A 14,781-nucleotide genomic window follows, 5' to 3' on the forward strand; every position below is an offset into this window, starting at 1 on the left:
TGGGGCAAGAGCCCTTTGCTTACTTTGGGGCTTTTCCAAAGTGAGCCGCCGTAAGGGCGGAACCATAAGCCGCCGTTACCCAAATAACGGATATGTACACCGAAAGACCGCTATCGCAGGCAAGCCAGCTCCCACATTAGACCGGTGTCCACCCAACAAAACTCAGCCGCAGGACACACCGCCTTCGCGAGCAAGCCCGCTCCCACATTTTTGACCCGGTACACCCTGTACGGCACCATGGCGTCCAATCGTATGTAAAAGGAACACCGCGTCTATGAGCGCCCTGATCGAAACCCGCGCCCTCACGCGCACCGACGAGCGCCGCCAGGTGCCCTTGCTCCAGCCCACCGATTTCACCTTGAACGCGGCCGATCGCGTTTCCATCACCGGTTCCTCCGGCTCCGGCAAAAGTGTGTTCCTGCGCGCCCTGGCCCTGCTGGATGCGCCCACTTCCGGGCAAATCCTGTGGAACGGCCAGCCGATCAGCAACGCCGAGATTCCCCATTACCGCTGCCACATCAGTTACCTGTCCCAGCGCCCGGCGTTGATCGAAGGCACAGTGGAAGACAACCTGCGCTTTCCATTCAGCCTCAAGACCTCGCGCAAGCGCAGTTTTGACCTGGCAACCGTCACCACCTTGTTAGGCCACGCGGGTAAGTCCCCGGACTTTCTTTCAAAGCGCGCCGCTGATCTGTCGGGCGGCGAAGCGCAAGTCGTCTCGTTGATCCGCACCCTGCAACTGAACCCCGAAGTGCTGTTGCTGGACGAGCCTACCGCTGCCCTTGATCCCACCTCATCCCGTGAGGTGGAAGCGCTGATCGATGCCTGGTTCAGCGGCGATAAGTCCCGCGCCTGCATTTGGGTCTCCCACGACCTCGACCAGGCCCAACGCATGAGCACCATCCACCTGCACATGAGCGCTGGCGTATTGAGCGGAGCGGCCCAGCCATGAATTACCAGAACCTCACCGCGCTGGACATGGGCATCGCCGCCTCGCTGATCCTGATCAACGGCGCGCTTTCCTTGCTGCTGCGCCTGGGCCTGGGCCGCCAATTGTTGTGGGCGGCAGTGCGCACCGTGGTGCAACTGTTGGCCATCGGTTACCTGCTGGGCTGGGTGTTCGAGTTTGCCTACTGGTACGTGGTGCTGCCATTGATGTGCGCCATGACCTTGATCGCCGGTCTCTCGGCCGCCGGGCGCGGGCGGCGCACGTACAAGGGGCAACGGGTCGACAGCATCCTGTCGGTGTGGGGCAGTTCGTGGCTGGTGACGGCGGTGGGGTTGTTTGCGGTGATCCGTATCCACCCTTGGTACGAGCCGCAGTATGCGATCCCGATTCTGGGGATGATCCTGGGCAATACGCTCACCGGTGTGTCCTTGGGGATCGAGCGCATGACCCAGGAGCTGACTTCGGGGCGCAATACCATCGAAATGATCCTGGCCCTCGGCGGCTCACGCTGGGAAGCCGCCCAGGAAGCGATCCGCCAGGCCGTGCGAGCAGGGATGATCCCGACGCTCAACCAGATGACCGTGGTGGGCATCGTCAGCCTGCCGGGCATGATGACCGGCCAGGTGCTGGCGGGAGAGAGCCCGGTGGACGCGGTGCGCTACCAGATCGTGATCATGTTCCTGATTGCCGCGTCGTCGGCGTTGGGTACGGTGGGGGCGGTGCTGCTGACATACCGCCGGTTGTTTTCCGTGAGCCATCGGTTCCTGCGCGAGCGTTTGGAGGAGCGCTGACAGCCGTCATCGCACCTAGCCGTTCGGTCAGTATTTAACCCACCCCTGATTTGTTAGGTTGAAACGCTCACCAACAGCCGGTTGAGCAACATGATCAGAGTGGTCGTCGTCGATGGGTTTTCGTCCGGGGGATTCGTGGCCCAACGCTTGCGTGAAGCCGGTTGTGTGCTGATGCATGTGGCCTCTTCGGCCACTCTGGACAGCGACGTTTACAAAGGCTTCGATCATTCGGTCTACGACCAGATGATCGTCAATACTGACTTGGCGATCACCCTGGCCAGTGCCGAGCGGTTCAAGGCGCAATTTATTATTGCCGGCGCCGAGAGCGGCCTGCTGCTGGCTGATGCGCTCAACGAGCGACTCCAGCTGCCGTACCGCAATGACTTCGCCAAGTCCCTCGTGCGACGCAACAAGTACGACATGATCCAATGCATCACCCATGGGCAACTCCCGGCACCGCGCCAGTTCATCGCCGGCACCTGGGCGCTGGCCCAGGCCTGGATCAAGCTGCACCGGCGTTTTCCCGTGGTGATCAAGCCCCTCGAAAGCACAGGGGGCGATGGCGTATTTATCTGCGACGACTTGCACGACTGCGAGACCGCCGTGGCCCAGCTGTTGGGTGCGCCCAACGGGACGAATATGGCCAACACCCAAGTGCTGATCCAGGAGTACTTGGCCGGGTTGGAATACGCGGTGAATATGGTCTCGCTGGAGGGGCGGCATGTGGTGACCGAAGTGGTGCGCCACATGAAGCAGCGGACCCAGGGCGGTGGCATTCTCCATGATATTGATGAACTGATCAGCGCCGAGTCGGCGGTGTACTCGGTGCTGGTGGACTACAGCTGCGCCGTGCTGCGTTGCCTGGGGATCCGCAACGGGCCCAGTCATGTCGAGGTCATGTTCACCGAGGAGGGGCCCAAGCTGGTGGAAATCGCTGCGCGTACCGATGTCATCCTGCGGCCCGGCGTCTGTCGGCAAACCACCGGGTTGGGGCAGATTGATGCAGTGGCGCTCTCGATCACCTCGCCCGAGGTGTTCAGGCAGTTGTTCGCACAGCCTGTGGACTATCAGCTGTTGCAGCACACCTACAATGTGGGCTTGATCAACCGTACGCGGGGGCGGTTCGACAAAACGTTGTTCTTGACCGAATTGCTCAAGCTGGAGTCGTTCTTTGACGTGGTGTTCTCGGTCGAGAATGGCGAGCAGCTTGGCCCCAGCCAGCACGTTTGCAGCCAACCGGGCACGGTCTACCTGGTGCATGCCGACCGCGCGGTGATCGCCGCGGACTACCGCAGGATCCGCATTCTTGAGATACAGGGGGTTTATCTGGCAGGGGGTTGATCGCCGGTCAGCTATTCCATCCCCTGCGGCAATCTCACATTGCGTGGCGCAGTTGGGTGAACATCCAGCATTTATTAAGGTGGTGGTTTGTGGAATTTTCGCCATTCAGCCTGGCGAGGGGACAGTTGTAGTGAGCGGGCTTGTTGTGGTGAGCGGGCTTGCCCCGCGCTGGGCTGCGAAGCGGCCCCAAAATCACCACAACAGCCCGCTCACCACAACAAGCCCGCTCACCACAAGGTCAGTACCGGATCATCACCGACTTGAGTTCGGTGTAGTCCTCGATAAACGCGCTGCCAAACTCCCTCCCAACCCCGGAAGAGCGGCTGCCGCCAAACGGCACCGCCGGGTCCAGCAGCGTGTGCATATTCACCCACAGCGTTCCCGCGTTGATCGCCGGCACCATGCGCAGGGCCTTGCCCAGGTCATTGGTCCACAGGCTGGCGCTGAGGCCGTAGGGGCCGTTGTTCATCAGGGCGAGCAGTTCCTCTTCGCTGTCGTAGGGCAGGAAGGTGGCGATGGGGCCGAAGGTTTCTTCGTTGAGCAGGGTATCGTTGATGTTGTTGGCCAGGATCACCGTGGGTTCGACATAGCAGCCGGGGCGGTCGAGGAGGGTGCCGCCGTGGATGATCGTGTTGTGTTCGGCGCGGGCCTGGGCGATGTAGCCCAGCAGTTTGAGCTGGTGCTGCTGGTGGGTGACCGGGCCGAACTCGGTGCGTTCGTCCAGGGGTGAGCCGATGGTCAGGCGGGCGAGGCGCTGCTTGAGTTTTTCCAGTACGGCGTCGATCTGCGAGCGGTGCACAAAGAAGCGCTCGGCCGCCGCGCAGATTTGCCCGGAGTGCAGGAAGCCGGCTTCGATGATGCCTTCGACCGCCGTGTCCACGTCCACATCGGGCAAGAAACCCGCGGCGTTCTTGCCGCCCAGTTCCAGGGTCGCGCGGGTGAGCCCGGCGCCCATGGCGCTGCGGCCCACAGCGATGCCGGTGGGTACCGAGCCGGTGAACGACACCTTGTGGGTGCCGGGATGCTCCACCAGGCCCTTGCCGACATGGCCGCCGCCGGTGAGCACATTGAGCACGCCCGCCGGCAGCCCGGCGTCGATGGCCAGTTCGGCGATGCGCAGGATCGTCAGCGGGGTGAACTCGCTGGGCTTGATGATGATGCTGCAGCCGGTCACCAACGCCGAGGCGAGTTTCCAGATGGCGATCAGGGTCGAGAAATTCCACGGCACGATGCCAACGACCACGCCCACCGGTTCACGCAAGGTGAAGGCGGTGTAGCGTTCACCGTTGAACGAGGGCAGTGACGGGGTGATGGTCTGCCCGCTGAGCTTGGTGGCCCAGCCAGCGTAATAACGCAGAAAGTGCGCGGCCTGGTCCACCTCGAAGGCGCGGGAGATCTGGAGGATCTTGCCCGACTGGCAGGTTTCGATTTGCGCCAGCTCCTCGCGGTTGCGCTCCAGCAGGTCGGCGAGCTTGAGCAGCACGTTACCCCGCGCTGCCGGCGCGGCGTGGGACCACAGGGCAAAGCCGCGATTGGCCGACGCCACGGCCGCGTCGATATCCGCGAGGTTGGCGTCGGCCACCTGGGCGATGACCTGGCCGTTGGCCGGGTTAGTCACGGCCAGGGTCTGGCTGGAATGGCTGCGTACGTTGACGCCGTCGATAAACAGCCCGTGGTCGCGACGTAAAAATGCTTCGACGGCGGGCAGCAGCGGGATATCGCTCATGGCAGGTTCCTGGCAGTTCACAAAAGAAAAAGCGAGGGTATCCAAGCACCCTGCGCATGGCTTGACTGTGCCTGCCAGGTTTTAGGCCTGTGCCTGCCCAGGCACCTCAGTACGGCACAGCTATCACCCGTTGGCTTTTGCGTGCCACGGATTTGACCCTGGCTGCCACGCCATAGGCCATGGCAGGGAGCAACAAAACCGGCGGCAGACAGGGGCAAGACGACCAGCGCGGGTGGGGCGCAGAGTGCCGATACATTAAAAAAACCGCTTTCGAGGACCCCACCATGTCGAGCAACGACCGACTCACCGCGCACCTCAACCGAGGCACGGTAGGTTTCCCCACCGCCCTGGCCAGCACCATTGGCCTGATCATGGCAAGCCCGGTGATCCTCACCGCCACCATGGGCTTTGGCATCGGTGGCAGTGCCTTTGCCCTGGCAATGCTGATCGCGGTGGTAATGATGCTGGCCCAGGCGACCACTTTTGCCGAAGCCGCCGCGATCCTGCCCACCACCGGTTCGGTGTACGACTACATCAACTGTGGCATGGGGCGGTTTTTCGCGATCACCGGCACCTTGTCGGCCTACCTGATCGTGCATGTGTTTGCCGGCACCGCCGAGACCATCCTTTCCGGGGTGATGGCGCTGGTGAACTTCGAACACCTCAATACCCTGGCCGAGTCCGCCGGTGGTTCATGGTTGCTGGGCGTAGGCTTCGTGCTGGTGTTCGGCGTGCTGAACGCCTTTGGCGTGAGTGCGTTTGGCCGGGCGGAAATCATCCTCACCTTTGGCATGTGGACCACGCTGATGGTGTTTGGTGTGCTGGGGCTGATCGCCGCCCCGGCGGTGCAGTTGGACGGCTGGTTCGGCGAGTCGCTGGTGGGCACCGACCTGGTCACGGTGCTGTCCCTGGTGGGGATGGCGATGTTTATGTTTGTCGGCTGTGAGTTTGTGACGCCGCTGGCGCCGGACCTGCGCCAATCGGCCAAGGTGATGCCGCGTGCGATGCTGTTGGGGTTGGTCGGGGTGGCGAGCTGCATGTTCATCTATGGCTCTGCGATGAAACGCCAGGTGGAAAACGTGGTGCTGGATGCCGCGACGGGCGTGCACCTGCTGGACACACCCATGGCCATCCCCAAATTTGCCGAGCAGGTAATGGGGCAGGTCGGCCCGCTGTGGCTGGGCATCGGCTTCCTGTTTGCCGGTGCGGCCACCATCAACACCTTGATGGCCGGCGTGCCGCGCATTCTCTACGGCATGGCGGTGGATGGGGCGTTGCCCAAGGTCTTCACCTACCTGCACCCACGCTTCAAGACGCCGCTGCTGTGCATCCTGGTGGCGATGCTGATTCCCTGCCTGCACGCGCTGTACCTGGGCGGCAATACCGACAACATCATGCACTTGGTGCTGGCGGCGGTGTGTGCGTGGAGTTTTGCGTACCTGTTGGTGACTGTGTCGGTGGTGAGCTTGCGCATTCGTCGCCCGGACTTGCCACGGGCGTACCGTTCGCCGTGGTTTCCGCTGCCGCAGATCGTGTCGAGCTTCGGCATCTTGCTGGGCATGTGGTTTATCACCCCGCCGGGCATGAATCCCTCGGACATCTACGTGCCGTTTGCCGTGATGCTGGGCGGCACGGCCACCTACGCGCTGTTCTGGACCCTGGTGGTGCAGAAGGTCAATCCCTTCAAGCCGGCCTCCGTGGAGGAGGTGCTGGCAAAGGAGTTCAGTCATCAAACGGGGCATTTTGACCATGGTTATAGCGACTTTGCGGCAAAAGCTGTTTGAGCTGTTTCGCGCCGACCGCGCTCCGTCAGGCTATCGGCCGGGGGTGACCCTGGCCCATGTGCGGGGCAACCTGGGGCCGGCCAACGCTGAACTTGAGCGGCTGGCGGTTGAGGTGGTCGAGCGCACCGAATCACAGCTGTTGATGCATCTGGTGATGACCGAATTTGTGTTGCGGGTGCCGGCTGCCACAGGGGGCACGGCACACCTTGAGGTGCACCATGGCGGCGCCATTCGGCGTAACGGGCTGCGGGTGCGACGAAGTTCCGGAAACCAGGTCCTGGGGCGTGAGTTGCAGGCGCGATTGCAGGCGGATGCTGCGTTGTTCCAGGCGCTGATGCCCCTGGACTTCAAGCGCCTGCGCATCGACCTGCAGAGCCAGCAATGGTGCGTACGCCTGGAGCATATGGGCGCCAGCGAGGTGGTCAACCGCATGCCGGCGTTTCGGCGCTACATCGCCTTGAGCCCTGTGCAGCGTGATCATCTGCTCGCCAGCCTGGCGGGCTTGCAACGGCTGTTATCGAGCCTCTGATTGGCATCAAACGTGCTACCGCAATGGCAAGACAGGTAGTTGTTGCGTGCAAATAGCTAACATGTTAACTATTGCGCCAGAACAACAAAAAGAAGCCATTGCGGAGACACCCCATGAGCATCCCACAGCATGCACACGACGGGCTGGACACCTGGAATCAGGAGCTGCGCGACGCGTGCGGTTATTTCGATACCGAACTGGCCTTCAACCGCTCGCTGTTTATCGGTGAGATCAGCAACCTGCCGCGCGGCCTGGCCATCCTGCGCACCAATGCCGGGCTGATCAAACGCCCGGCGCACCACGCTGACCACGACAACGACCAGGACTGCTTCCTGATCAGCCAGCGCAGTGGTTATTCGCAGATCGTACAGAACGGCCAGACCCTGCAACTGGCCCCTGGCGAGATGCTGCTGATGGACCCGGTGGGCTCCATCGAAATCATCCCCTTCGGCCTGATCGAGCATGCCTCGCTGTCGCTGTCGCGCGCGGACGTGTGCAAGCACCTGGGCGGCGATGGGCGGGCCTTTGGCAAGATCTCCTCGACCAAGGCCTGCGGGCGTATGTTGCACGTGCTGATGGACCAGTTATGCAAGGACAACACCGAGGACGGCGCGGGCGAAGTGCAGGCGTTGCAATCGGCGTTCGTTTCGCTGCTGGGCTCGGCCCTGGAACAGGGCGACGAGTGCCGTGAAGGCGCGGCGGCGCTGCACGGCAATAACCTGCGCAGCTATGTGCAGAAGGTGATTGACGAGTCGCTCAGCCAACCCGGCTTGAGCCCGATTGGCCTGGCCAATCGGCTGAATATCTCGGTGCGCCACCTCTACCGTCTGTTCGAAGAACAGGATGACAGCGTCTGCCGCTACATCCAGCGGGCGCGGCTAAAGCGCAGTGCGGATGACCTGACCAACCCGATCCTGCGCAGCGAGTCGATTACCTCGATTGCCTACAAATGGGGGTTTACCGACTCGGCGCATTTCAGCCGCTCGTTCAAGAAACAGTTCGAGGTATCGCCCAAGGATTTCCGCTCAAGCCGGATGCAGGCGGTGGGGTAGGTTTGCCGGGGTGTTGTGGTTGTGGTTGTTGTGAGCGGGGCTGTTGTGGTGGGCGGGCTTGTTGTGGTGAGCGGGCTTGTTGTGGTGAGCGGGCTTGTCCCGCGCTGGGTGGCGAAGCCGCCCCAACCCTGTCACCGCGTTCTTTCAGACATAATTCAGGCGCCTGGTTTTGGGGCCGCTTCGCAGCCCAGCGCGGGGCAAGCCCGCTCACCACAACAAGTCCGGCTCACCACAACAAGTCAGGTTCCCATAAAACCCGATCACCACAGATACATCCGGTCATAAGGTAGCTCGCTCCTGCTGCGATCCACCCGCTAGCGTTAATGCTCCCAAGAACTCCCCAGGAGCAGCAGCTTGCACCCCAAACCCCAATCTCACCGTTTGCGTCATGGCCGTTATTCGGAACATGGGCGCAGCTACCTCATCACGATCGTCGTTCACCATCGCCAGCATCTGTTCACAGACCTGTTCCTCGGCCGATTGCTGGTTGCCGAATTCCGACAGGTTCACGAACTGGGCCTGGTGGATTCTTTGGCGTGGGTCATCATGCCTGACCATGTTCACTGGTTGTTTGAGTTGAAGCAGCAGGCGCTGGCCGATGTGGTACGGCGTATCAAGTCGCGCAGCACGTTGACGATCAACCGGCGTCGTCAAAGCAAGGAGCGTGTCTGGCAACCCGGATATCACGATAGAGCGGTGCGAATAGAAGACGATATTCGCAAGATGGCGCGCTATATCGTGGCCAACCCGTTGCGGGCGGGCCTGGTCGAGAAGATTGGGGATTATTCGTTATGGGATGCGGCCTGGCTTTGAGTGGGGCCTGTGGTTGTGGTGAGCCGGGAGCTGTTGTGGTGAACCCGGCCTGTTGTGGTGAGCCGGACTTCTTGTGGTGAGCGGGCTTGTCGAATCGTCGCACCGCCCGCGCTGGGTGGCGAAGCCGCCCCAACCCAGTCACCGCGTTCTAACTGGACAAACCGGGCGTCTGGGTTTGGGGCCGCTTCGCAGCCCAGCGCGGGGCAAGCCCACTCACCACGGTCGTTAGACGACGGCGAAGTAGTGTTTGACGAAGCTCTCGCTCAGCACTTCCCACAGCACCGGCGTGCCCTTGGTGACGAACCAGCTGTCACCGGCCTTGTAGTGCGTGGACTGGCCGGTGGATTCATCGGTGAGCCGCACTTCGCCGGTCACCACCGCGGCTTGTTCGGTGAACGGATAGACCATGCGGAATTTGCCCTGGGTGGTGCCGAAGTAGGCGCTGCTGACCGCATCGGTCGGCGCCCCGAATGTCATCTTGCCGAAGGCACGCACTTCGCCTTCGAGGATCTCTGAGCCGAGGTCGGCTACGGTGCCCCAGGCGTCGAGTTCCGACAGTTGGATGTTGTGCTTGAGGGTAGTAAGGGTCATGGCAGTTGCTCCTGATGAGTAAAAAAGTGATTAGCGGCGCCCGTTCCAGTAGCCGGACAATTGGTGCCAGGACTTGCCCGCCGTGAGCAGCAACGGGCGGATCGCGTCCTTGCCGATAATGCTCGGGCGGGGGATCGAGCTGACCAGGTCATAGCGCGCCGAGCCTTCGCTCATGCCTTCGGCCAAGACCTTGCAGATGATGTGGCTGGGGGTCACGCCAAAGCCTGAGTAGCCCTGCACGAAAAACGCGTTGCTGCGCCCCGGCAGCGTGCCGATCTGTGGGAACAGGTTGGGGCTGCACGCCATCGGGCCGCCCCAGGCCAGGTCGATTTTCACGTCCTTGAGGTAGGGGAAAATCTTCAGCATGAGGTTGCGGTTCCACGCCTTGAGGTCGCCGGGAATATGCTCCACCAGCGGCGTGGCGGCGCCGAACAGCAGGCGGTTTTCATTGGTGACGCGGTAGTAGTCGATGACCGGGCGGATGTCGCTGTAGGCCCCGCGAATCGGGCTGATGCGCTGGATCAATTCGTCGGACAACGGCTCGGTCATCATTTGGAAGGCGTAGGTGTTGATGGTCGAGCGGTGCAACTCCGGCTCCAGCTTGTTAAGGAAGCTGTCGCAGGCCCACAGCAACTTGCTGGCGCGCACCGAACCGCGCCCGGTACGCACGGTAATACGTTCGCCGTAGCTGACTTCCAGTGCCGGGCTGTTCTCGAAAATGCGTACGCCGTGGCTGGCCAGCGCGGTGGCTTCCCCCAGCAACAGGTTCAACGAATGCACATGGCCGCCGCCCATGTGCAGCAGGGCACTGCTGTAGGCGTTGGAACCGATGATCTGTTGCACGTCGGAGCCGCCGAGAAAGCGGATTTCGTGCTGGCTGTTGATCGACTTGAAGTCCTTCTCCCAGGCGCGCAGGGTTTTTTCCTGGCGGGCGTTGAAGCCCATGTAGCCGTAGCCGTGGCAGAAGTCGGCGTCGATGTTGTACTTGGCGATGCGGTTCTTGATGATATCGGCGCCCAGGTCGCTAATCTCGAACACCTGGCGCAGGCCGTCTTCGCCCACGTCCTTCTTGATCTTCTCCAGGTCATGGCCGATGCCCGCCATGATCTGCCCGCCATTGCGCCCGGTACCGCCAAAGCCCAAATAACGCGCCTCCAGCACGACAATATTGGTGATGCCTTTTTCCGCCAGCTCAAGGGCCGTGTTGATGCCGGAGAAACCACCGCCAATCACCACCACATCGGCGTCGATGTCCTGTTCCAGGGTGGGAAAGCTGAGGTTGTATTTCTTGGTGGCGGTGTAATACGTGGGGGTTTCGATGTTGATCATGGCGCAGCCTGAAAAGGTGAAGGAAGGCTCTAAAGCGGATGCCTCCATTAAGGGCCCTGATGGGGTGGAAGTCTTGATCCTGCCTGCCCAGGGTTTTGATTCTGGGCGCCACGGCAGACATGGCCTGCACGTTATAGCGCGCACTCCCTGGCGCGGAATGCTAGAGTTTCGTTAAATTATTAACCAAATCCTTCGTGACCCTGATCCCTATGCTTAAACCTCGCCAGTCCCTGACCCTGACCCTGCTGCAAGCCCGCGAAGCGGCCATGAGTTTTTTCCGCCCATCCCTCAATGAACACGGCCTGACCGAACAGCAGTGGCGCATCATTCGTATCCTGCAACAGCACGGTGAGCTGGAGATTTACCAGTTGGCCGAACTGGCCTGCATCCTCAAGCCGAGCATGACCGGCGTGCTGGTGCGCATGGAAACCGCCGGGATGGTGCACCGGCGCAAGGCCGAGCAAGACCAGCGCCGCGTGTTGGTGACCTTGGCCGACAAGGGCGTGGCCAGTTTCGAGGCCATGAGCCAATGCATGGAAGCCAACTACCAGCGCTTGCAGGATGAGTTGGGCGAGGAGAAATTGCAGACCCTGTTGGGCCTGCTGGATGACCTGAAAAACATCAAGCGCTAACGCGGGTTGACGATACTCGCGTGGGTGCGCAACACCAGCAAACCGCCGAGGGCGATAAACAACGCAAGCACGTAGAGCGCCAGGCTGGCGCTTTGGGTGGCGTCGCGCATCCAGCCGATCAGGTAGGGAGCCAGAAAGGCCGCCACGCTGCCAAACGAGCTGATCATGGCGATGCCCGCTGCCTGGGTGGTGTTGGACAAAAACGCTGGCGGCAGTTGCCAGAACATCGGTAGCGCGGCACTGGCGCCCATGCCGGCGACCACCAGACCGCTCATCACCAGCAGTGGGTTAGCGGGCGCCAGGCCCGCGACCGCGATCCCGACCGCCGCCATCAATAGCGGCACGCACAGGTGCCAGCGGCGTTCGCGCTGGCGGTCAGAGGAGCGCCCGCAACCGATCATGAACAGGCAGCCCGCCAGATAGGGCACGGCGCTGAGCAGGCCCACCTGGCTGTCGCGGCCGATGCCAGCGCCGTGGATCAGGGTGGGCATCCAGAACGCCAGGGTGTTGACCGCCAGCATCACCGCAAAGTACACCGCCACCAGCAGCCACACCTGTGGGTCACGCAGGATACCGCCGAACGAGGTGATGGTCTTGCAGGCCCTACAGCGTTGCAGCGGCCACTGGCGTAGACACCTCCCATGCGCCGCCCAGCGCCGTGTACAGATTCACCTCGGCCACCAACTGCGCCAGGCGATCCACGATCAACGCCTGTTGCGAGCTGAACAGCGCACGCTGCGCATCCAGAAACGTGAGGTTGCTGTCAACACCGCTGCGGTAGCGGTGCTGGGCCAGGTCGTAGTACGCCTGGTTGGCCGCGACGAAATCCTGCTGCGCCTGCAACTGCTCGGTGTAGGTCTGGCGGGCGGCCAAGCCATCGGCGACTTCCTGGAAGGCGGTCTGGATGGATTTTTCATACTGCGCCACGGTGATGTCCTTTTGCAGCTTGGCGTAGTCGAGGCTGGCGCGCAGGTTACCGGCGTTGAAGATCGGCAGGTTGATCTGCGGCTGGAAGGTCCAGGTGCCCGAGCCGCCCTTGAACAACCCGGACAGTTCGGTACTGGCGCTGCCGGCATTGGCCGTGAGGCTTACCGACGGGAAAAACGCCGCACGGGCCGCGCCGATATTGGCGTTGGCGGCGCGCAGTTGGTATTCGGCCTGGAGAATATCCGGGCGGCGTTGCAGCAGGTCCGACGGCAGGCCGGCGGGAATGCGCGCCACCAGGTTGTCGGCGAGGGCGCGCGAGGGCAGGGTTGGGTCCACCGGGCTGCCCACCAACAAGGCGAGGTTGTTGAGGTCCTGGGCCACCTGGCGTTCATAGCGGGCTACGCTGGCGCGGGTACTTTCCACGCTGGTGCGGGCCTGTACCACGTCCAGCGCCGAGGCCTTGCCGGCGGTTTTGCTGCGGCGGGTGAGCTGCCAGCTGTGGTCGTTGGCCGCCAGGGTCTGGCGGGCCAGGGCCAGTAGCTCCTGGTCGGCGCGCCAAGTCAGGTAGGCGTTGGCAACGTTGCCCACCAGGCTCAATTGCGCACTGCGTCGGGCCTGTTCGGTGCCCAGGTAGGTGAGCATGGCCTGCTCGCTGAGGCTGCGCACCCGGCCGAAAAAGTCCAGCTCATAGGCGCTGATGCCCAAGGTGGCCGAATAGCTGGAGGTGATCGCCGACTGGCCGGTGCCGGTCACATCCCCCGGCAATAACTGGCGCTTGCCGGTTCCCGCAGCGGACACCGCCGGGAACAGGTCGGCGCGCTGGATGCGGTACTGCGCCTGGAACGCCTCGACGTTCAGCGCAGCCACCCGCAGGTCACGGTTATTGACCAGCGCCTGGCCGATCAGCTGTTGCAGCGCCGGGTCATGAAACAGCACTTGCCAGTCTGCGCTGCCGGGCTGCGCCAAGGCGTACACGCCGCCCTGGGGGTACTGCGCCGGCACCGGTGCGGCGGGCCGCTGGTAGTCGGGGATCAGCGAGCAACCGCCAAGCATCCATGCCATCGCCACTGCGCTCAATTTATGCATCAGGCGCCCACCATCCACTTGGCCAGGCCATGGCGGCCACTGACCCCCAACTTGGCGGCGGCGCGCTTGAGGTAGGTCTCGATGGAGCTGTTTTTCACGCTGAGTTTCTCCGCCATCTGCGGCACGGTGCCGCCAGTCAGCAGGCCCAGGCATACCTCCTGCTCACGGGCCGACAGGGTGATCTCGCCCAGGGACAGGCGCTTGTAGAATTCACGCTGCAAGCGCGATTGCTCCAGCAGGGAATGGGCCGGTTCAACTTCGCTGTGCGGCGCCTGGCGCAGGCTCTGGGCGTGGCGCTCGATCAGCGGCAGCAGGGTGTCCGACAGGCACTTGAGAAACGACAGTTCTGCCAGGGAAAACCCATTCTGGGTCGATGGCCGGTAGAACGAAATCACACAGCGCCGGTTGCCCTGGCGTGACACCAGGTTGCACTGGTGCGAGGTGCTGCGCGGGTAGGCGCCATTGGCCTTGGCCTTCATTTGGATCAGCAGCGGGTCATGCATGCCGAGCATTTCCCGCAGCAGCGGGTGTTCATCCATCGACTGCAAGGCCAGCGGCGCCGGCAAGTCCTGTTGCTGCCCGGCGCTGCCCAGCAGTTTGATGTCGAGCACACGGTCGCGCAGCTCGTCGAGGGTCCACTCACTGAGGTCCACCAAGTGAATCGGCACCCACTTGCTCACCAGGTGCAGCATGTGCGCGGCAAACTCTGGGTGGCCACTGTGGGCAATCAACTCACCCATTTCGGCATAGAAAGGCGGGCTTTCCGGGTTGGCGATACTGCGCGTCAAACTCATAGCCATCTCATCCTTGATGTCGAAAACCGTTAACCAACTCCCTGGGTCTCGGCGGGACGATCCGTTCTTCATGAACGTGAGTCGACACTCGAGATTGCATTTAGCCAGGGGATTTATCCTACGTATGTAGCGGAAACGTGGGACACAACCTGCCATAAAAGTAACGTCATTAATTCGACGTTTCTGAGAGGCAAATCCGGCCAAAAAAAACCTGAAAATATATTCAGAGTTATTTAACTAATTGATATTTATATAAATTAATTATTTTTAAAATGCGCGTACAAAAACCGACATCGGTCAGATATAGCCAATGTCCTACAGCGCTTTAATCGTTTCAGCAATGAACCATCAGCCAACCCGGTTTCTATCCGTTTGAATGTCCGGGTTTCGGGTGACAGACGTTCCACCCCCCCTGTGCTCCAATCCGCCATATTCGG

The 14,781-nt window shown here is 61.9% G+C and carries 13 protein-coding genes and 1 pseudogene; 8 read left to right on the top strand and 6 right to left on the bottom strand.

Features of this window, described 5'->3' with window-relative positions; all coding sequences use genetic code 11:
- The first annotated feature begins 274 nt into the window (after nucleotides 1–274).
- The 3 genes from ACLD1Y_RS23880 (at nucleotide 275) to ACLD1Y_RS23890 (ending at nucleotide 3,081) form a co-directional block, all read left to right on the top strand.
- Nucleotides 275–952 (top strand): ABC transporter ATP-binding protein, encoded by a 678-nt coding sequence (locus ACLD1Y_RS23880; RefSeq protein ID WP_429480246.1) that lies wholly within the window; start codon nucleotides 275–277, stop codon nucleotides 950–952.
- Nucleotides 949–1,740, top strand: a complete 792-nt coding sequence (locus ACLD1Y_RS23885) for an ABC transporter permease (protein ID WP_429480247.1) — start codon at nucleotides 949–951, stop codon at nucleotides 1,738–1,740. Before ACLD1Y_RS23880 ends, ACLD1Y_RS23885 begins: the two co-directional genes overlap by 4 nt.
- A gap of 90 nt (nucleotides 1,741–1,830) precedes the next feature.
- Nucleotides 1,831–3,081 carry an ATP-grasp domain-containing protein gene (locus tag ACLD1Y_RS23890; protein ID WP_429480248.1) on the top strand — a complete coding sequence of 417 codons (1,251 nt, stop codon included), beginning with the start codon at nucleotides 1,831–1,833 and terminating at the stop codon, nucleotides 3,079–3,081.
- Nucleotides 3,082–3,319: 238 nt separating this feature from the next.
- Here the strand turns inward: ACLD1Y_RS23890 and ACLD1Y_RS23895 are convergent, their stop codons facing one another.
- On the bottom strand, nucleotides 3,320–4,807 hold the full coding sequence (locus ACLD1Y_RS23895; protein ID WP_429480249.1) for an aldehyde dehydrogenase family protein: 1,488 nt from the start codon (nucleotides 4,805–4,807) through the stop codon (nucleotides 3,320–3,322).
- A 284-nt stretch (nucleotides 4,808–5,091) separates the two neighbouring features.
- Between ACLD1Y_RS23895 and ACLD1Y_RS23900 the strand changes: the two genes are divergently transcribed.
- From ACLD1Y_RS23900 to ACLD1Y_RS23915, 4 genes are all read left to right on the top strand, one after another.
- Entirely contained in the window at nucleotides 5,092–6,591 is a 1,500-nt protein-coding gene (locus tag ACLD1Y_RS23900; RefSeq protein ID WP_429480250.1) for an APC family permease, read from the top strand.
- Entirely contained in the window at nucleotides 6,557–7,120 is a 564-nt protein-coding gene (locus ACLD1Y_RS23905; RefSeq protein WP_429480251.1) for a DUF3156 family protein, read from the top strand. The genes ACLD1Y_RS23900 and ACLD1Y_RS23905 overlap by 35 nt, the downstream gene beginning before the upstream one ends.
- 113 nt (nucleotides 7,121–7,233) lie before the next feature.
- Nucleotides 7,234–8,172 carry a transcriptional regulator FeaR gene (feaR, locus tag ACLD1Y_RS23910; protein ID WP_429480252.1) on the top strand — a complete coding sequence of 313 codons (939 nt, stop codon included), beginning with the start codon at nucleotides 7,234–7,236 and terminating at the stop codon, nucleotides 8,170–8,172.
- A 354-nt stretch (nucleotides 8,173–8,526) separates the two neighbouring features.
- Complete coding sequence (locus ACLD1Y_RS23915) at nucleotides 8,527–8,985, top strand: REP-associated tyrosine transposase (protein ID WP_429480253.1); 459 nt, start codon at nucleotides 8,527–8,529, stop codon at nucleotides 8,983–8,985.
- Between the two features lie 225 nt (nucleotides 8,986–9,210).
- On the opposite strand, the gene ACLD1Y_RS23920 is transcribed toward ACLD1Y_RS23915, so the two are convergent.
- Together ACLD1Y_RS23920 and ACLD1Y_RS23925 are read right to left on the bottom strand one after the other, a co-directional pair.
- Complete coding sequence (locus ACLD1Y_RS23920; protein ID WP_429480254.1) at nucleotides 9,211–9,576, bottom strand: cupin domain-containing protein; 366 nt, start codon at nucleotides 9,574–9,576, stop codon at nucleotides 9,211–9,213.
- A 30-nt stretch (nucleotides 9,577–9,606) separates the two neighbouring features.
- Complete coding sequence (locus ACLD1Y_RS23925; protein ID WP_429480255.1) at nucleotides 9,607–10,905, bottom strand: NAD(P)/FAD-dependent oxidoreductase; 1,299 nt, start codon at nucleotides 10,903–10,905, stop codon at nucleotides 9,607–9,609.
- 209 nt (nucleotides 10,906–11,114) lie between these two features.
- On the opposite strand from ACLD1Y_RS23925, the gene hpaR reads away from it, so the two are divergent.
- The gene (gene hpaR / locus ACLD1Y_RS23930; RefSeq protein ID WP_429480335.1) at nucleotides 11,115–11,537 is read left to right on the top strand and encodes a homoprotocatechuate degradation operon regulator HpaR; all 423 of its coding nucleotides are present in this window, start codon (nucleotides 11,115–11,117) and stop codon (nucleotides 11,535–11,537) included.
- Here hpaR and ACLD1Y_RS23935 read toward each other — a convergent pair.
- The 3 genes and pseudogenes from ACLD1Y_RS23935 to ACLD1Y_RS23945 form a co-directional block, all read right to left on the bottom strand.
- Nucleotides 11,534–12,133: pseudogene (locus tag ACLD1Y_RS23935) on the bottom strand (MFS transporter); the annotation flags it as partial. The gene hpaR and the pseudogene ACLD1Y_RS23935 sit on opposite strands and share 4 nt — an antisense overlap.
- A 7-nt stretch (nucleotides 12,134–12,140) precedes the next feature.
- Nucleotides 12,141–13,550, bottom strand: coding sequence for an AdeC/AdeK/OprM family multidrug efflux complex outer membrane factor (gene adeC, locus ACLD1Y_RS23940; RefSeq protein WP_429480256.1), 1,410 nt, complete (start codon nucleotides 13,548–13,550; stop codon nucleotides 12,141–12,143).
- On the bottom strand, nucleotides 13,550–14,344 hold the full coding sequence (locus ACLD1Y_RS23945) for a helix-turn-helix transcriptional regulator (RefSeq protein ID WP_429480257.1): 795 nt from the start codon (nucleotides 14,342–14,344) through the stop codon (nucleotides 13,550–13,552). Before ACLD1Y_RS23945 ends, adeC begins: the two co-directional genes overlap by 1 nt.
- Nucleotides 14,345–14,781 lie beyond the last annotated feature (437 nt).

It is taken from the genome of Pseudomonas sp. 18175 (assembly GCF_050432925.1).
Taxonomy (GTDB): domain Bacteria; phylum Pseudomonadota; class Gammaproteobacteria; order Pseudomonadales; family Pseudomonadaceae; genus Aquipseudomonas.